20 protein-coding genes are annotated in these 16,318 nt (G+C 60.2%); 10 read left to right on the forward strand and 10 right to left on the reverse strand.

The genetic code is table 11. From position 1 onward, the window contains the following. Positions 1-6 precede the first annotated feature (6 nt). The 3 genes from G3M63_RS07695 (at position 7) to G3M63_RS07705 (ending at position 2,231) form a co-directional block, all read left to right on the forward strand. Positions 7-978, forward strand: a complete 972-nt coding sequence (locus G3M63_RS07695) for an AraC family transcriptional regulator (RefSeq protein WP_163982437.1) — start codon at positions 7-9, stop codon at positions 976-978. A gap of 73 nt (positions 979-1,051) precedes the next feature. Beyond that, positions 1,052-1,681 carry an NAD(P)H-binding protein gene (locus tag G3M63_RS07700; RefSeq protein ID WP_163982439.1) on the forward strand — a complete coding sequence of 210 codons (630 nt, stop codon included), beginning with the start codon at positions 1,052-1,054 and terminating at the stop codon, positions 1,679-1,681. A gap of 58 nt (positions 1,682-1,739) precedes the next feature. After that, positions 1,740-2,231 carry a M48 family metallopeptidase gene (locus G3M63_RS07705; RefSeq protein WP_256669978.1) on the forward strand — a complete coding sequence of 164 codons (492 nt, stop codon included), beginning with the start codon at positions 1,740-1,742 and terminating at the stop codon, positions 2,229-2,231. 15 nt (positions 2,232-2,246) lie between these two features. Here the strand turns inward: G3M63_RS07705 and G3M63_RS07710 are convergent, their stop codons facing one another. Further along, on the reverse strand, positions 2,247-3,008 hold the full coding sequence (locus G3M63_RS07710) for an SDR family oxidoreductase (protein ID WP_163982443.1): 762 nt from the start codon (positions 3,006-3,008) through the stop codon (positions 2,247-2,249). Positions 3,009-3,292: 284 nt separating this feature from the next. Between G3M63_RS07710 and G3M63_RS07715 the strand changes: the two genes are divergently transcribed. Beyond that, positions 3,293-3,751 carry a DUF4112 domain-containing protein gene (locus G3M63_RS07715; RefSeq protein ID WP_163982445.1) on the forward strand — a complete coding sequence of 153 codons (459 nt, stop codon included), beginning with the start codon at positions 3,293-3,295 and terminating at the stop codon, positions 3,749-3,751. Between the two features lie 75 nt (positions 3,752-3,826). Here the strand turns inward: G3M63_RS07715 and queE are convergent, their stop codons facing one another. From queE to queC, 3 genes are read right to left on the reverse strand one after another with little or no spacing between them, the layout of a single operon-like run. Then, positions 3,827-4,543, reverse strand: coding sequence for a 7-carboxy-7-deazaguanine synthase QueE (queE, locus tag G3M63_RS07720; protein WP_163982447.1), 717 nt, complete (start codon positions 4,541-4,543; stop codon positions 3,827-3,829). Beyond that, positions 4,540-4,896, reverse strand: a complete 357-nt coding sequence (locus G3M63_RS07725) for a 6-carboxytetrahydropterin synthase (RefSeq protein ID WP_163982449.1) — start codon at positions 4,894-4,896, stop codon at positions 4,540-4,542. The genes queE and G3M63_RS07725 overlap by 4 nt, the downstream gene beginning before the upstream one ends. Beyond that, positions 4,884-5,591 carry a 7-cyano-7-deazaguanine synthase QueC gene (queC, locus tag G3M63_RS07730; protein WP_163982451.1) on the reverse strand — a complete coding sequence of 236 codons (708 nt, stop codon included), beginning with the start codon at positions 5,589-5,591 and terminating at the stop codon, positions 4,884-4,886. The genes G3M63_RS07725 and queC overlap by 13 nt, the downstream gene beginning before the upstream one ends. A 210-nt stretch (positions 5,592-5,801) precedes the next feature. On the opposite strand from queC, the gene G3M63_RS07735 reads away from it, so the two are divergent. The 5 genes from G3M63_RS07735 to G3M63_RS07755 all read left to right on the forward strand — a co-directional run bounded on the left by G3M63_RS07735 (position 5,802) and on the right by G3M63_RS07755 (position 8,888). Continuing rightward, entirely contained in the window at positions 5,802-6,461 is a 660-nt protein-coding gene (locus tag G3M63_RS07735) for an SDR family oxidoreductase (protein ID WP_163984212.1), read from the forward strand. A gap of 84 nt (positions 6,462-6,545) precedes the next feature. Further along, entirely contained in the window at positions 6,546-6,902 is a 357-nt protein-coding gene (locus G3M63_RS07740) for a DMT family protein (protein ID WP_150301391.1), read from the forward strand. A 74-nt stretch (positions 6,903-6,976) separates the two neighbouring features. Beyond that, on the forward strand, positions 6,977-7,201 hold the full coding sequence (locus G3M63_RS07745) for an addiction module protein (RefSeq protein WP_163982453.1): 225 nt from the start codon (positions 6,977-6,979) through the stop codon (positions 7,199-7,201). Positions 7,202-7,707: 506 nt separating this feature from the next. Then, the gene (locus tag G3M63_RS07750; protein ID WP_163982455.1) at positions 7,708-7,950 is read left to right on the forward strand and encodes a helix-turn-helix transcriptional regulator; all 243 of its coding nucleotides are present in this window, start codon (positions 7,708-7,710) and stop codon (positions 7,948-7,950) included. A gap of 251 nt (positions 7,951-8,201) precedes the next feature. Continuing rightward, the gene (locus tag G3M63_RS07755) at positions 8,202-8,888 is read left to right on the forward strand and encodes a nitroreductase (protein ID WP_163982457.1); all 687 of its coding nucleotides are present in this window, start codon (positions 8,202-8,204) and stop codon (positions 8,886-8,888) included. 29 nt (positions 8,889-8,917) lie between these two features. Here the strand turns inward: G3M63_RS07755 and G3M63_RS07760 are convergent, their stop codons facing one another. The 5 genes from G3M63_RS07760 to G3M63_RS07780 form a co-directional block, all read right to left on the reverse strand. Continuing rightward, on the reverse strand, positions 8,918-9,682 hold the full coding sequence (locus G3M63_RS07760) for a sulfite exporter TauE/SafE family protein (protein WP_178100954.1): 765 nt from the start codon (positions 9,680-9,682) through the stop codon (positions 8,918-8,920). A gap of 180 nt (positions 9,683-9,862) precedes the next feature. Beyond that, on the reverse strand, positions 9,863-10,648 hold the full coding sequence (locus G3M63_RS07765; RefSeq protein ID WP_163982459.1) for an SDR family oxidoreductase: 786 nt from the start codon (positions 10,646-10,648) through the stop codon (positions 9,863-9,865). Between the two features lie 16 nt (positions 10,649-10,664). After that, entirely contained in the window at positions 10,665-11,597 is a 933-nt protein-coding gene (locus G3M63_RS07770) for an SDR family oxidoreductase (RefSeq protein WP_163982461.1), read from the reverse strand. Further along, positions 11,590-12,423, reverse strand: a complete 834-nt coding sequence (locus G3M63_RS07775; RefSeq protein WP_163984214.1) for a bile acid:sodium symporter family protein — start codon at positions 12,421-12,423, stop codon at positions 11,590-11,592. The genes G3M63_RS07770 and G3M63_RS07775 overlap by 8 nt, the downstream gene beginning before the upstream one ends. A gap of 56 nt (positions 12,424-12,479) precedes the next feature. Beyond that, complete coding sequence (locus tag G3M63_RS07780; protein ID WP_163982463.1) at positions 12,480-13,808, reverse strand: NAD(P)/FAD-dependent oxidoreductase; 1,329 nt, start codon at positions 13,806-13,808, stop codon at positions 12,480-12,482. Between the two features lie 101 nt (positions 13,809-13,909). Here G3M63_RS07780 and G3M63_RS07785 point away from each other — a divergent pair, with 101 nt between their 5' ends. After that, positions 13,910-14,902 carry an AraC family transcriptional regulator gene (locus G3M63_RS07785; protein WP_163982465.1) on the forward strand — a complete coding sequence of 331 codons (993 nt, stop codon included), beginning with the start codon at positions 13,910-13,912 and terminating at the stop codon, positions 14,900-14,902. A gap of 82 nt (positions 14,903-14,984) precedes the next feature. Here the strand turns inward: G3M63_RS07785 and G3M63_RS07790 are convergent, their stop codons facing one another. Continuing rightward, entirely contained in the window at positions 14,985-16,298 is a 1,314-nt protein-coding gene (locus tag G3M63_RS07790; protein WP_163982467.1) for a CitMHS family transporter, read from the reverse strand. Positions 16,299-16,318 lie beyond the last annotated feature (20 nt).

Consider the following 16,318-nt stretch of genomic DNA (forward strand, 5'->3'; position numbering starts at 1 on the left):
TCCGCCATGCTCAACGTTGCCCATTCAACCCCTGCGCTCGACCCGATACAGCCACCCGCCGAACCCATGTCCCGGCAATTAGCCGATCTGGTCTCAGCCAGAATCACAACCGACGGCATCCACAAAACCACCATTCCAGGCCTGGATCTGTTTCGCACCGATGCGCCTTCCGGTTGCGTGTCCACCGTGTATGAACCCTCGTTGTGTGTTATTGCCCAGGGCCGCAAGATAGTCGAGCTGGGCGACCGGGAAATTGTCTATGGCGCGCTCAGCTACATGGTTTCCAGCGTCGATCTGCCGGTCAAGGGGCGAGTAGTAGACGCCTCTCCAGAACATCCCTACCTGGCGGTAAAGATCAGCATTGATCCGGCGGAAGTGGCCGATCTGGTGTTGCAGCTAGGCGAGGCCGAGGCGGGCGGAGAGCCGACTGACTGCCCGTATTCCGCCTGCGGCCTGTGCGTCGCCCAGGTTGATATGGGGATTCTCGATGCCATGACCCGACTGGTGCAGCTCCTTGATTCGCCAGCCGATGCGCGGGTGCTGGCGCCCTTGATCCAGCGCGAGATCATCTACCGCGCGCTGGTCGGTGAGATGGGCGCGCGCATGCGCGAGTTTGTCTCGGCTGATAGCCAGTCACACCGCATTTCGCGGGTGATCGCGGTGCTCAAGAGCCGCTTCGCCGAGCCCCTGCGGGTGCGGGAGCTTGCGGATAATGTGAACATGAGCGAATCGGCCTTGTATCACAGCTTCAAGCAGGTCACGCGCATGTCGCCGGTACAGTTTCAGAAGAAGCTGCGCCTGCACGAAGCGCGGCGATTGATGCTTAGCGAAGGTCTGGAAGCCGCCACTGCGAGCTATCGGGTCGGCTACGAAAGTCCGTCCCACTTCAGCCGCGAATACAGCCGCATGTTCGGCGCGCCGCCGCGCGCAGACGTCATCAAACTGCGCGGTGAAACACGCGTGAGCATGCCTGCGTGATTCATCTGTTTCAGAAACACATTGGGCCCGTAGGTTCGCTCAAGGGGGAAAGCCCCGGCACGGAGAGCCCAGAATGAAGTTATTGTTGGTGGGGGCAAGCGGGCTGGTCGGCAGCCATGTGTTGCGACGCGCGCTGGCCGATGAGCGTATCGGCGCGGTGGTGGCACCTTCCCGTCGCCCGCTGAGTGAGCATCCGAAGCTCTCCGCGCCCGTGGTTGATTTCGAGCCGTTGCCCGCAGACGCCGGCTGGTGGCAGGCCGATGCAGTGATATGTGCCCTCGGCACTACCATGAAGCAGGCCGGATCCCGGGAAGCATTCAGGCACGTAGATCACGACTATCCCCTGGCGGTAGCTAAACTCGCGCGCGAGCACGGCACGCCAACCTATGTCCTCAACTCCGCGGTGGGGGCAGATGCGGCATCACGATTGTTTTATAACCGGGTCAAAGGGGAGCTGGAGCAGGAACTCGCCGGTTGTGGATTCTCTTCGCTCACCTTCGTGAGGCCTGGTTTGATCAGCGGCCCACGCCAGGCGCTTCGGCCAGGGGAGCGCGCGGCGGAATGGGTGTTGAAAGGCCTTGGTCCCGTTTTGCCACGCCGCGTGCGCGTTAACCCGGCGGATAATATCGCCCGGGCCTTGCTCGAGGCGGCTATTGCTTCGCGGCCGGGCGTGCATGTTGTCAGATCAGAAACGCTGGTTTGAGCGCTACTCTCAGCAACCCAGTAAACTGCACACTCAGTCATCAAAGCGGAGCTCAGCATTGGCAGCACTCAGATACCTGAGCGGTTACGGTCCGGACCTGCGAAACCAGGTGCAGCAGCTGATTGATGCCAATAAGCTCGGCACCTGGCTTGAGCAACGTTACCCGCCAGCGGCCCAGCACCTGATCCAGAGCGACGCCGCGCTGTACGACTACACCCAGCGCCTCAAACAACAGCACATGCGCAGCAGTGTGCCGGTGAGCAAGGTGTATTTCGATACGCGCATGCACGTCATCGATAACGCCCTCGGCCAGCACCAGTTTGTCAGCCGCGTACAGGGCGGCAAGCTCAAGCGCAAAAACGCGATTAAAGTCTCCGCTATCTTCAAAACCCTGCCCGAACCCTTGTTGCGCATGGTCGTCGTGCATGAACTGGCACACCTGCGCGAGAAAGAACACAACAAGGCCTTCTACCAGCTGTGCCAGCATATGGAGCCGGACTATCACCAGTTGGAACTGGATCTGCGGTTGTTCTTGACGTTGAGAGGGTAAGTGGTCAGGTCCAACTCAAATACAGGTGCTCCCCCCATCCACCGGCAGCGCAATACCGGTGGTAAAACCTGCACCTTCCGAGCACAGATACAGCACGGCGGCGGCGATTTCTTCGGCTTTGCCGATGCGGCCGATGGGATGCATCGCGGCGGCGATCTCGGCTTTGCGTGGCTCGATCTCGGCGGCGCGGCGGAACATTTCGGTATCGATTACTGCTGGGCAGACGGCGTTGATGCGCACGCCCCTCTTGGCGTATTCGACGGCTGCTGAGCGCGTGAGGCCCAATACGGCGTGCTTGCTGGCGGAGTAAATGCTCATTTTGGGTGCTGCGCCGAGCGCGGCAATGGAGGCGGTGTTAACGATGGCGCCGCCACCGTGCTTGAGCATCAGCGGGATTTCAAAGCGCATGCACTGCCAGACGCCTTTGACGTTGACGTCCATGATGCGGTCGAACACCGCCTCGTCGCCGTCGGCCAGCTTGTGCTGTTCAAACTCGACGCCGGCGTTATTGAAGGCGCAGTCCAGACGGCCGAAATCGTTTTCGATCATTGCCAGCAGCGCTTTGACTTGCTCGGCGTCGGCTACGTTGCAGCGGCTGAATACGGCTTCACCGCCGCGCTCACGAATGTCTGCTACGACCGCCTCACCGCCTATGGCATCGATATCTGCCAGTATCAAGCGCGCACCCTGCGCGGCAAAGGCTTCGGCGGTGGCCTTGCCGATGCCGGCGGCGGCTCCCGTAATCAATACGACCTTGCCCGAAAACGCTGAACTCATAACCTTATGCTCCTGAGCGATGGGCGCTGCCCAATGCTGCGCTCCGCCGTGAACAGGGAGAATACCAACGCGCGAGGTCAGTTTCGTCTGGATCAGAGCTGTTGTTTACGTATCATGCTGGTGGTTGATAAGTCGCGTCAGTGAGACTTTCTGGCAGGGTTGAGACCATCGTCAGCGGCCTTCCACGCTGGGCTGAATGGTTTTGTGAACTTCTAACGTTCGCGCGTACTCTTCAGGTTGCACGATAAAACCGCGTGCTTGAGCGTTTATAGTCCGGAGATGCAATGCCACGACAACCTACTGAAGCCGAACAACGAGCGATACTTCAGCGGCTGGACAAGTTCAGCCGTTTCACTGACAGCAGCATCGGTCTGCCTTTCACCCGGTTCAAGATCGGAGTCGAGGCCATCGTTGGTCTGATCCCGGGTATCGGTGACCTGCTCGGGTTGGCGATGGCGGGCTATGTATTGCTGGAGGCGCAGCGCGCTGGTGCGAGTGGCGAGGTGAAGCGGCGCATGCTGCGTAATATCGGCATCGACTTTGTCGGCGGTCTGATACCGGTGGTGGGGGATGCCTTCGATGCCGTCTTCAAGGCCAACACGCGCAACACCCGATTGCTGCAGAACTATCTGAACACGCAGCTGGAAGTAGAGCCGCCCCCGAAATCGTTCCCCTGGAAGGTTCTGATCGGTTTGTCTGTGCTGTTTGCCGGCATTGCTGGAGGTGTGGCCTTTCTTTTGTGAAAGCGCGGGGGCAGATCTTGCGCCAGCGCACGCCAACGGAGGATTAATCCCGAACTATACAAATGTCGTTTGGCATCACACCCCCCGTTCGTTATTCCAGATCAACACATGCAGTTGCGGCAGTACCCGCGGCCGGTACCAGCGATCAGCAATTATCCGCTCCACCAACCAGCGCAACTGTGCGTTCAATGCCTCTATGTCGGCCTCGCGGTCCGGTTGTTCGGGCGTAGCCGGAGCGGGGTTGCAGGGCTGTAAATACAGGGGCAATTGTGGGTATAGGTCCGCCAGGGCTTTTGCCCATTGGTAGTCCGCCTCGTCGGCTATCACCAGCTTGAGACTGACCTGGGTGTCGGCGCCGGCAGCGGCCAGGCAGGCCTCGAAGCGCTCCTGGCGGAAGGGCATACCCGAGGAGGGCGGTTTAGGGCTGAGCGTGAGCTGATCGAGCATATCGAACCAGGCCTGCGCCTTGCTGCCCTGGGTTTCCATGGCAAAGCGGTGGCCCTGCTGGTGACCGAGCCGTAATAGTTCAGCGAGCGGCTGCAGCGCCGGGTTACCGCCGGAGAGCGTGACCAATAACGGGTCGCCGCCACTCAGCCGGTTCACTTCGGCAAGGATCGCTTCGGACGTCATGCTTTGCCAGTCTGCCCGAAAGCGTGGTTCCACCGCATAAAGGGTGTCGCACCAGCTACAGCGAAAGTCGCAGCCGCCGGTGCGCACGAAGACGGTGGGCATGCCGATCAACGCTCCTTCGCCCTGGATGGTGGGGCCAAAGATTTCACTGATGGCGATCACGGTCGGTACTCCGCCGAGGTCTTGGGCGTCTCCGACACCATCGCCGCGCTCACCTCAGGCCAGCGAGCCCGGGCCCAGTCGTACAGGTGCCGGGCAAGGCGTTCCGCGGTGGTGCAGTCGTCCCCCAGCACCTCGTTGAGGTGGCGGTGATCCAATTCGGCGTCGATGTACTCCTTGAGCGGCTTGAGTTCCAGGTAATCACAGACGAAGCCGTACTGGTCGAGGGTCTCACTGCGCAATTCGATCACTGCCACGTAGTTGTGGCCATGCAAGCGGGCACATGGGTGCCCCGCGGGCATCTGCTTGAGCTGGTGGGAGGCGGAAAAGTGAAACTCTTTCCTTATGGTGTACATGGCTTGACCTTCGCTACTGCTTTGCGCCAGTACTGCTGGTCTTTATAGGCCGTGGGATCGGTCACTCCGGCCACAGCCATGGCCTCGATGCGCTCCACGCAGGTGCCGCAGCGGCCGCAGTGAATGTCGCCACCCTCATAGCAGGACCAGGTCTCGGCCACCGGCACCGCAAAGCGCGCGGCGTCACGGGCGATCTCGGTCTTGTCCAGGTTGACGTAGGGGGCCAGCAACGTCACCTCGGCTACGCCCTCTAGCGCTTTGGCCTGCATCTCGCCGAACAAGCGGATGAAGTCGGGTCGGCAGTCGGGATAGATGAAGTGATCGCCGCCGTGCACGGCCAGTGCCACGGTGTCGAGATCGCGGGCAGCGGCGATGCCGAAGGCGATGGTGAGCATGATGGCGTTACGGTTGGGCACCACCGTCACCTTCATGTTCTCTTCGCTGTAGTGACCGTGGGGCACGGCGATGTCATCGGTCAGGGCCGAGCCAGATAGTTGGCGGCCGATATGACCGATGTCCATCACCAGGTGGGGCACTGCGAGCCGCTCAGCGCACTGGCGGGCTGCATCGATTTCTTTGCGGTGGCGCTGACCGTAGTCGAAGGTCAGCAGGGCGCCGAGGGACTGCTCCGCCGCCAACCGGTAGGCCAGCGTCACGGAGTCGAATCCGCCGGAGCAGATCAATAAAGCATTCATAGGTGTCCTTGTTTTGTCCGGGTAGGCTGCGACCGGGTAAGCGGGCGCATTGTAACGAACGGACCTGTCTTGTCCACCGTAAATGGCTTTCAGCGTTATGCTTCGATCAGCTACTCTGGCGCAGGCTTGCACCGCTCTAGCGCAGCGGTGGCGCACCCTGAAGCGGGTGTGACAGCATGGCCGCTGGTTTTTTTCGAATGTGAGGGTGCCATGAAACAGATATTCATCATCGGCGGTGCCGGCAAGATTGGCCGCCATCTGGCCCGACAGCTGGCGCAGCGAGGCCATCAGCCTCATGCGCTGCACCGTGACCAACGGCAGACGGATGGATTACGTGACCTGGGTGCAGTCCCGGTACTCGGCGATCTGCTTGAGCTGAACGCCGACGACTTGGCGGCGTTGATGAGCGGCTGCGATACGGTCGTGTTCACCGCCGGTGCTGGCGGCAAGGGTGGCCCACAGATGACCAAGGCTATCGATGGTCAGGGGCTGGAGCTGGCTGTTGCTGCGGCGCAAAAAGCGAAGGTGAAGCGCTTCCTGCTGGTATCGGCCTTCCCCGAGGCCGGGCGCAACAGGGTGGTTTCCGATACCTTTGAGAACTACATGGCAGTGAAAAAACGCGCTGATGTGTATCTGGCGGGCTCCGATCTGGACTGGGTCATAGTACGCCCCGGCACGCTGCTGGATGCGCCCGGAACCGGCAAGGTCCATGCAGGCCCGGCCATTGCCTATGGAGAGGTGTCACGTGAGGATGTCGCGGCGACCTTGCTCGAAGTGGTCGAACAATCGGCGCTGAGCAGGGAGATTATCGAGCTGACCGAGGGCGATACGCCAGTGGCAGAAGCTGTTCAGCGACTCGTGCGTCAATGACCAGCCAGGCCTGACGCTCGGTAGTACAATTGGCGTTACGGTCATCCCCAGCGCTCAAGCCGCTGATCACTGGTGAACTACAACATGCGCGAAATCGGTTTAACGGTACTGCTGCTTACCCTGAGCAACGTGTTCATGACGTTTGCCTGGTACGCCCACCTCAAGGAATTGAGCTCCAAACCCTGGATCATCGCCGCGCTGATCAGCTGGGGCATCGCCTTCTTCGAGTACATGCTGCAGGTGCCGGCCAACCGCATCGGTTACGGCGTGCTGTCCCTCGGGCAGCTCAAAATCATGCAGGAAGTCATCACGCTCTCGGTGTTCGTGCCCTTCGCGGTGTACTACATGAAGGAGCCGCTCAGGCTGGATTATCTCTGGGCTGGTCTGTGTATTCTGGGTGCGGTTTTCTTCATCTTTCGAGGGGAGCTGGCGGGTGCGTAACGAAAAACGAAGTCATGGCCACCCGGGGTCCTCCATGGCAAGATTGGCTGACACGCGAAAGAGAGGTTTCTTCTATGGATCTCCAGAAAATTGAAGAAGAGGCGCTCCACCTCCCCAAGGCGGAGCGAGCCCAGCTGATCCAGCGACTGGTGTTGAGTCTGGAATCTCCTTCAGAAGATGAGCTTAGGTCCGACTGGTTGCTTGAGGCCAAAAACAGAGCTGAAGAGCTTGATAATGGTTCAGTCGAAGCTGTTTCCAGCCAAGATGTGATGAGGAAAGCTCGAGCACTGATCAAATGAGCTATTTCTTCCACCCGGCAGCGGAAGCCGAGTTGTTGGAATCAGTAGGTTATTACGAATCGAAAGTGCCAGGGCTTGGTGCCGCGTTTCTAGAGGAATTTGACACCATTGCCACGCTAGTTGGCGAGGCACCAAAGCCTGGCAAGTTTAGCTACAGCCAGATATTCGCGGAGCTCCCCTTCGCACATTCCCTTTGTCCATTATCTATCGCGAAACGCCGGATAGTTTTCAGGTTCTGGCTGTAGCCCATCACCGGCGACGTCCGCAGTACTGGTTTGGGAGGCTTTAGCGATTGGCCGCATAGCGGCTGATTTCCGCTGCGCGCGAGACCATAACTGCGGATTCTGGGTATTAATTTTTTAGTTCTTGATTAGCCGAACTCCCGTACGGGAATAAACGACTTGAAAGTCGTCGTTTGTGATCAAATCTTCCCGTTCGGTAATATTCGGTCGAATCGTCCTCTAAAAGCGCTTAATCTTACCGATCGGTAATCTTTTGGAGCGCCCATGTCTGTGATCAAAACCCCCGTTGAGCTGGGAGCAGCTATCAAGCAGGCCCGTAAACAACTAGGGCTGACGCAATCGCAATTGGCGTTGGCTGCAGGCGTGGGGGTGCGCTTTATTGGTGACCTTGAAGCAGGCAAGCCAACTGCACATCTGGGCCTGACGTTGACCGTGATTCAGGCCGTGGGTGGCGAGCTGACGCTGACAGGTATGCCGATGAGCGAGGAGATTCGAAATGAGGCATGAACTGCATGTTTACCTGCACTCGCAGCGCGTGGGCACGCTGTCGCTGGTGGGTGGGCGGTTGAGTCATTCGCTATAACTCTCTTTCCCTATCACGCCATCAATCACCGCTTATAAGCGATCCTGATGTATCGCTCTGCCGACGCATAGTCACCCTGGGCGCCGCTGCGAATATGTTAGTGTCAGATCCACATTGCAGGCGGGCGCTCGTATGCGCGCATTGCTGGCTGCCATAGCCTATGAGGAGATGACGGGTGAATTACGAAGAGGTCGTATTCGGACGGCGCAGCATTCGCGCGTTCAAGCAGCAAGCAGTTCCGCGTAACCTGATTGAGGAAGTTATTGCCCTGGCTATTCGGGCGCCGTCCTCGATGAATACGCAGCCCTGGCATCTGCATGTGCTGACCGGGGAGCCGCTGGACCGGATTCGCGCCGAGAACACCGAACGTATGCTGGGCGGTGTACCGCCATCCAAGGAAAGCCGCGGGATCGATGCCTACGAAGGTGAGCACCGGGACCGGCAGGTAGAGATTGCGGTACAACTGTTCAAGGCCATGGGCATCGCCCGTGACGACAAGGATAAGCGCCAGGACTGGATACTTCGCGGCTTCCGTCAGTTCGATGCGCCGGTTTCTGTGGTGGTGACTTACGACCGCGTACTGCGTGACGGCGACATCGCCCAGTTCGATTGTGGCGCGCTGGTCAATGGCCTGGTGAACGCCGCCTGGTCCCGCGGTTTGGGCTGTGTGGTGAACAGTCAGGGCATCATGCACTCACCGGTAGTGCGCGAGCATGCGCGCATTCCTGATGATCAGGTGATCATGATCTGCGTTGCGATGGGCTATCCGGATGAGGATTTTCCGGCCAATGCGGTGGTGTCGAAGCGTCGCGCTGTCGACGAAGTGGCGACCTTTGTCGGATTCAACGAGACGGTTTCATAGCGCGAACAGCCACAAAAAATTAACCGGATTCAGGACAGCATGGATCCGGAATACCCCTCGAGCGCCTTGAAAATCAGCAATACCCCCGTAAGCACCAGTAACCCATACACCACCTGACGGAACCGCTGTTCATCCAGGCGGTGATGCAGGTATTCGCCGAGCAGCACACCAACCACCAACAGTGGCAGATAGAGCACCAGGCGGGGCAGGCTGGGGATCAGGGTGCCGTCGAACAGAAATAGCGCAGTCAGGCAACTGTTCAAGGTGAGCCAAACGACCAGCAAAGTGGCGCGCATGCGGCTTTTGTCGAGCTGGATGCCGCCGATAGCGTAGACCAGCAGCGGGCCGCCGGAGGCAAACAGGCCGTGGGTGATGCCAGCTCCGAAGGTCAGGGCGCGACTGAGCATCAGCGGGTGCGGCGTGATTTTGATGCCGCGGTACATGCGCAGGAGTTCGCGGCTGGCGAACCACAGCACCAGCATGCCGAACAGCAGTTTCAACAGGTCATCGCCGAGCCAGGGACGCAATATGTAACCCGCCGTCGTGCCCAATAACATCAGCGGCAGGATCAGCTTGAGCAGTACCGGCCAATAGATATGCCTGTGGTTGCGCCAGACCAGATAGCCGGTCATCAGCACGTTGAGCGGTACCACCACCGGCATCATTTCCGGTATCGGCAGTATCAGCGCGCCCAGCGATAGTGCGATGACCAGGCTGCCAAAGCCGGTTACGGCTTCAATGGTGTAGGCCAACAATATGAACAAACCGAGCCATAGCCAGGGATCAAGCAGCATTTCTAATGCCTTATTTGAAAATGGGGTAAGCCAGGCCGCGCTGGCCGAGGTGGAGCTCGGCCGTCCCTAGGGAGCGCGGCCTGGGACCGTCGAGTTCCATCTCGATGAAAGGCGGTTTCCGAGACTCCGCTGGTCGAGATGGAACTCGACCTTCCCAGTACAGGGTATCGCGATATGGCGTTAGCGTAACTCACCAGCGAAGCGCTTACGTACCTGGCGCAGGTACAGTGACGGCGCGATGCGCCAGAGCAGGCTGCCGAAACGTGAGACCGGTTCAGGCAGTATCCAGCGCTTGCGCCGTTGCAGTCCGTCATCAATCAGTTTGGCCATCGATTCGGCGCTGCGCATGCCGCCGACCATCGAACGCGGATGTTTGGCAACGCTGCCGTCGCGGCCCAGAGCGTGGTGTTCGATCGGTGTATCGAGAAAGCTGGGGTAGGCCATGAGTATGTGAATGCCGTCGGCTTCCAGCTCCAGGCGCAGTACCTCGAAGAACTGGGTCAGCGCACCCTTGGCAGCGCAATAGGCAGCGCGGCCGGGGACGGGCATCCAGCCGGCCATCGAACCGATACAGACGATCGAACCCCCTGATTCGCGTAGCAGAGGCAACGCGGCCATGGTCAGCTCCACCGGGCCTTGCCAGTCAACCGCCATGACCTTGCGGAAGACATCCGGATGGGTCTGATGGGCGGGGGAGCGGTGGGTGATGCCTGCATTATTGACCAGCAAGTCGAGCCGGCCGAAGCAATAACGCACCTCATCGATCAGATAGCAGATGTCGGCGGCCTGGGTAATATCCGCCGTGACAGTCAGCACCCGCTCCGCGTCGCCCAGTTCTTCAGCTCGGGCGGCCAGGCCTTCGGCATCAATGTCGGCCAGCACCAGGCTGTGCCCCGCGGCAAACCAGTGACGCGCCATGGCCCAGCCGAGGCCGGAGGCGGCGCCGGTAATAAGGGTTACGTACATGGGCTGGCTCTCTTTGTCAGGGTTTGCGCAGCCGGTTGCATTCGACGAAATACTCGAAGGTTTCGGCCGATGTCTTTGCCAACGGATAACCAAATTCCTCTTTCAGACGACGGTTGCTGAGTACTGGGCGATAACGCAGAAAATTGACCTGCTCTGGCCCGGTTGGCTTGCCGCGCCATTTTGCGATTTGTAGCCCGGCTTTGACCAGCCACACCGGCAGGGTCAATAACGGCTTGTTCAGGCGGTGTGCAATGTCCTGCATGGTCAGCGCGCCATCACCGGCCATATTGAATATGCCGGTCTTGTCTTGCCTGATGCCCATGGCCATGGCGCCTATCACGTCCTGATCCCAGATGAACACGAAGGGCGAATCGCTGCCCTTGAGCGCAAGAATGCGCGGCGCCATGAACAGGTTGGTGATCTGGTTGCGCGTCTCGGTGCCGAGCACCGTGCCGGGGCGGAAGATCAGCTGGCGCAGTTGCGGCTGGCGCTCGCGGTAATCGGCCAGCATCTCCTCAATCTGCCGCTTGTGATCGGAGTAGGCAAACTCGGGGTTGCCGCGCAGGGCGTCCTGCTCGTCTATCCAGGCGGGGTTGTCCGCATGGTAACCATAGGCGGCGCCGGAGCTGGTGACGGTCAGGTGTTGCACGCCGGCTTTGATGCAGCACTCGAGCACGTTGCGGGTGCCGTTGACATCGATGTCATAGTCACGGGCGCGGTCTGGGGAGGCCTGGAGCACCGACGCCAGATGCACCACGTGGGTAATCTTCTCGCGGTGTAGCAGATCGGTCAGGGACGGGTCCCGCACATCGACGATCTCCAGCGGAAAATCCAGGTCGTCACGCGCGCGCAAATCGGTGCCGGTCACCGCAAAGTGCTCCGCCAGACGATTGCCCAGTTGGTGACCGATATAGCCGGCCGCGCCGGTAATCAATATGCGTTTAGTCATGTGCGGTCCGCGCCCAAATCTGAGAGAGAGTGATGCCCGACACCAGATGCCAGACTCCCCAGAAGGCAGTAATCAACATCATGCCGCCGGCCTCGGGGAAAAAGGTGAACAGAATGACTAGGCCCAGCCCCGAGTTCTGGATGCCGACCTCCATGGTGACTGCCCGGCGGTCGGCAACAGGCAGCTTGAGCAGCAGCCCCATGCCGTAGCCCAGCGACAAGGCCAGCAGGTTATGCGCGACCACCAGCCAGAAGAAACTGTGGAAGCGCTCGAGGAACAGGCCGAAATTGTTCGTGAAGGCGATTGCGACGAAGCCCAGAAATACCAGCAGCGAGATGATGCGCAGGGGTTTTTCGCTGCGGGCGACCAGGCCTGGCAGTCTACGTCCGACCGTCATCCCGAGTACCAGCGGGAGCGCCAGGACCAGCAGCACCAGCAACAGAATGCCGCCCGGCTCCAGCGTGATCTGCGTCAGGTATTCGCGGGTGTGCGGGTTGAGCGAGCCATAAAAGGCGAAGTTCAACGGTGTCAGCACTGTGGCGGCCAGGCTGGACACCGCCGTCATGCTGACCGACACCGCAACATTGCCGCGGGCCAGCCAGGTCATGATGTTGGAGAAGCTGCCGCCTGGACAGGAGGCCACCAGAATCATCCCCAGCGCCAACTCGGCATCAATCTGCAGTGCCCAGGTGAACAGACAGGTCGCCAGCGGCAGCAGCCGGAACTGGGCGAACAGCCCGGCCAGAGGCGCGACGGGCGCCATAGCGATGCGCTTGAAGTCTTCCAGGCGCAGGCTCAGCGATACGCCGAACATCATGCACGCCATGATGATGTTGAGCAGGATCAGACTGGCCGGGTCGAACTGGATCGGCAGCGCGCCGCTCACGCTGCGGGCACCGGCTTGGCATCGTCGACGCTGAGCCCGCTCTGCAAAGCGGTAATGTGCTCGGCCAGCGTCTTCAGGTATTCATCCTTGTTCACGTAATAGGCCATGCGCGGCAGCTTGATGTAATCGTAGCCGCCATCGAGCGTCACGCCGGCGCGCTCGCGCTTGATCTTGTTGAACGCCTTGGCAGGCTCCGCGTTCTGCTGGCGCTGGCGGATATACAGCGCCACCAGTCGCGCCTGCTGGTTGCGACCCTCCCAGCCCAGTCCCGCGGCCTCGATCATGCCCATCATGAACAGGTTGTCGTGCTCGGGGTGGAACACGTTCATGTACAGCTGCGGTGCGTCCTGGCTGGCGGGCCAGTTCAAATGCCGGCGCTCGATGAAGGGATAATCCAGCAGGTAGCCGGTGGACATAAGGATCAGGCCGTATTCCTTGCTCACGCCGCCGGCGAAGCTGACCTGTTTGCCGCTGACCTTGCTGATATCGCGTCGCGCGTGGATATCACCGTGGCCAAGGTGATGCAGGATCAGCGAGTTGATCACCGGGTGGGATTCATACAGTCGATAGTCCGGATCGGGCAGGCCGTAGTCCGAGGGCTTGCCTATGACCATGCGGATCATCGCGCCATCGACGCGTTGCTTGAGTGCACGCGGCAGCTTGACCTTACCGCCCAGGGTGTCGACCGGGCGGCCCTTGATGAACTTGGGTACGAAGTAATAGCCGCGGCGCAAACTGATATCCACCGACTGCGCGTGGTGAACCGCATCCACCGCGATGTCGGCGCCGGAATTGCCGCAGCCGACAATCAGCACCCGCTTGCCCTTGAACACATCGGGCGTGCGGTAATCACAGGAATGCATCAGCTCACCGCTGAAATCGCCGGGCAGCGCCGGCATGTTCGGCTTATGCAGAGTGCCGTTGGCGATCAGTACGCCATCGAACAGGCGCGATTGTTGCTGGCCGTCACGCTCGGTGGTCACTTCCCATTGCGCGCCGGCGGGTTCGACGCTGAGCACCCGGGTACTGAATTCATAGTGGCGGCGCAGATCAAAACGGCTGGCGAAATCCCGGAAATAAGCCTTCAGCGCGCTGTGGTGCGGATAGGGCGCGACGTCATCCGCCATCGGGAATTCCTTGAACTCCGTCATGCGCTTGGATGAGATGAGATGCGCGGTCTCGTACATGGTGCTGTGCGGGTTATCAATGTCCCACAAACCGCCGACATCGCTGTGCAGGTCGAATCCGGTAAAGGAGATGCCGAGTTTCTGAAGGTTACGGGCTGCGGCCAGGCCCATCGGACCCGCGCCAATCACGGCATACATGGATGCTACCTCGGAAGTCTTTGTTGTTATGCTTGCCAGTCTAAGGGATGCGCTGCACGGCGTATCGCACCAAACAGGACAAAGGACCGGCAATTCAGGCCATGGGCGACATTTCCGAACACAGCGTCACGCCGCTATACAGTCAGGCGATAGTGCAAGCGGCCGAACGTCAGGGCCTGGCGCTACCGGCGGAATTGCTGGCAGAACTGCGCCCGGATCAGCGCGTACCGCTGACGCGGCAGGACGCGCTGTGGGAAGCCTTTTGCGCCGCCAGCGCCGACCCTCTGGCCGGCTTGCGTCTGGGGCTGGAAATGCAGATCGGTCATCTGGACAGTGCCGGGATGCTGCTGGTGACCTCCGACACGCTTGGCGAGGCGCTGGACGAGTTGGTTGAATACGCCCCGGTGATCGGCGACGGCGGTGAGTTCAGTGTGCGCCACGCCGGCGAGCAAGTATTTATCGATTATCAGCCGGACTATTCCGTACGCCAGGCCGAGCGGGTCGAAGCGGTGCTTGCCAGCCAGCTGAACCTCACGCGCTGGGCCACCGGCGGGCGCTTCCGTGCCGCTGGCCTCTGGCTCAGCCATGCGCCACTGACCGGGCTGGATGACTATGCGCAATTGATCGAGTGTCCGCTGCATTTTGACGCGGCGCACAACAGCCTGGGATTTGCCGAGCCGCAGCTCAATCTCCCGCTCATCCAGGCCAACAGTTCCCTGCGCGAACACCTGCGCCAACTGGCCGATCAGACTCTGGCTACGCTCGGCCAGCACAGCCTGACGGCGGAGGTGCAGCGCCTGGTTCGGCAAAACCCGCGTTGGGGCAAGGAACGCGTCGCAGCCGAACTGGAGTTAAGCGGCCGACATCTCAATCGCCGCCTCGCGCAGGAGGGACTGTCGTTCAAGAGCTTGCGCGAAAGTGTACTGCAGCAGATGGCCTGCCGCGCGCTGCGCGGAGAACAGCGGGTCGCGCAGATCGCAGAGCAGTTGGGCTTTTCTGACGAGGGCGCATTTGTGCGCGCCTTCCGGCGCTGGCAGGGCGTGACGCCAGCGCGTTACCGGGATACATCGCAGGGCCGGACTGAGTTCGGCTGAGGCCGATTCGCGCCAGTCGAACGAATCGGTACAGATGCCTTTTTCGTAAAAATCAGGCTATGCCCCGTCCCTGGGCGCAGCGCTAAAACAATCCCATACCCCCAGCCACCATAAACAGCACCAGCGAGAAGCCCCACATCAACCACAGCGAGTAGCGGATGTGTCGTCCCAGGTCCAGTCCCGCCAGGCCCAGGGCTAACCAGAGCGCTGGGGAGAAGGGGCTGATGAAGGTGCCGATGATATTGCCGATGATCAGCGCATAGACCACTTCGGCAGGTGCCACGCCGTGACTGCCGACAACTTCCAGAGTGACTGGCAGCAGGCCGAAGTAATAGGCGTCGGTGCTCAGTACCAGCTCCATGGGCAAGCCAAACAGACCCAGAACAATATGCAGCATCGGTACCATCGACTCCGGTAACACGCGCACCAGATCCTGGGCAATGGACGAGAGCATGCCCGTGCCAGTGAATATCCCGAGCATCGAACCCGCGGCCAGAATGATCATGCCCATGCTCAAGGCCGAGGGCGCGTGTGCGGCCATGCGGGCCATTTGCGCCTTGCCGCCCGGATAGTTGATTAACAGCGCCGCCGATAGGCCAATCATAAAGACGTAGCCAGCGGGGAGTACGCCGGAGAACAGTGCCACGATTACCAGTAGCAATAGCCCGGCGTTGATCCAGATACGTTTGGGGCGCTGCAATGCCAGTTCTTCCTTGGACAGGGTCTGCAGTCCTTCAAAGGTGCTTACTGTCTCGTCCGGCTCGATGCTGACGACAGCGTTCGCGATGCGGCGTTGTTCCCGCCAACCGAGAAATACGGCCATCGCCACCAATAGACCCGCACCAAAGATCTGCACCGGAATCAGGCCGTGCCACAGCTCGGTGACGTCGATGCCTGTCACTGCTGAAGCTCGCCCAAGCGGTCCTGCCCAGGGCACCATATTCAGAATGCCGGCGCCCAATGCCAGTAATAGCAACATCAGGTACGGGCTCATACGCAGCTCTTTGTACAGCGGCAACAGTGCCGGCACGGTAAGCAGAAAGGTGGTCGCGCCCGCGCCGTCCAGATGAGCCAGCATGCCGATGACAGCCGTGGCCACGGTCACGGCTATCACGTTGCCCCGTGTGACCTTCACCATTGCATTGATAATGGGACGAAACAGCCCGGTGTCCTGCAGCACGCCGAAAAAACTGATGGCAAACACGAACATGGTGGCGATGGATATGACCCGTTCCAGGCCTTCGGTATAGAAGCCTGATATGGCCTCCGGCCCGAAGCCTGCAAAAAGTGCGCCCAACAGCGGAACTACTATCAGTGGCAGGACAGGGGACATACGCCCAACCAGTAGCAAAACTACCAGGCTGCCGATGGTCAACAGGCCGATCAGGGTCAGCATGCCGTTACCTCCTCTTCTTT

Origin of the sequence: Pseudomonas sp. OIL-1 (assembly GCF_010669185.1) — a bacterium.
Classification (GTDB): Bacteria; Pseudomonadota; Gammaproteobacteria; order Pseudomonadales; family Pseudomonadaceae; genus Halopseudomonas; species Halopseudomonas profundi.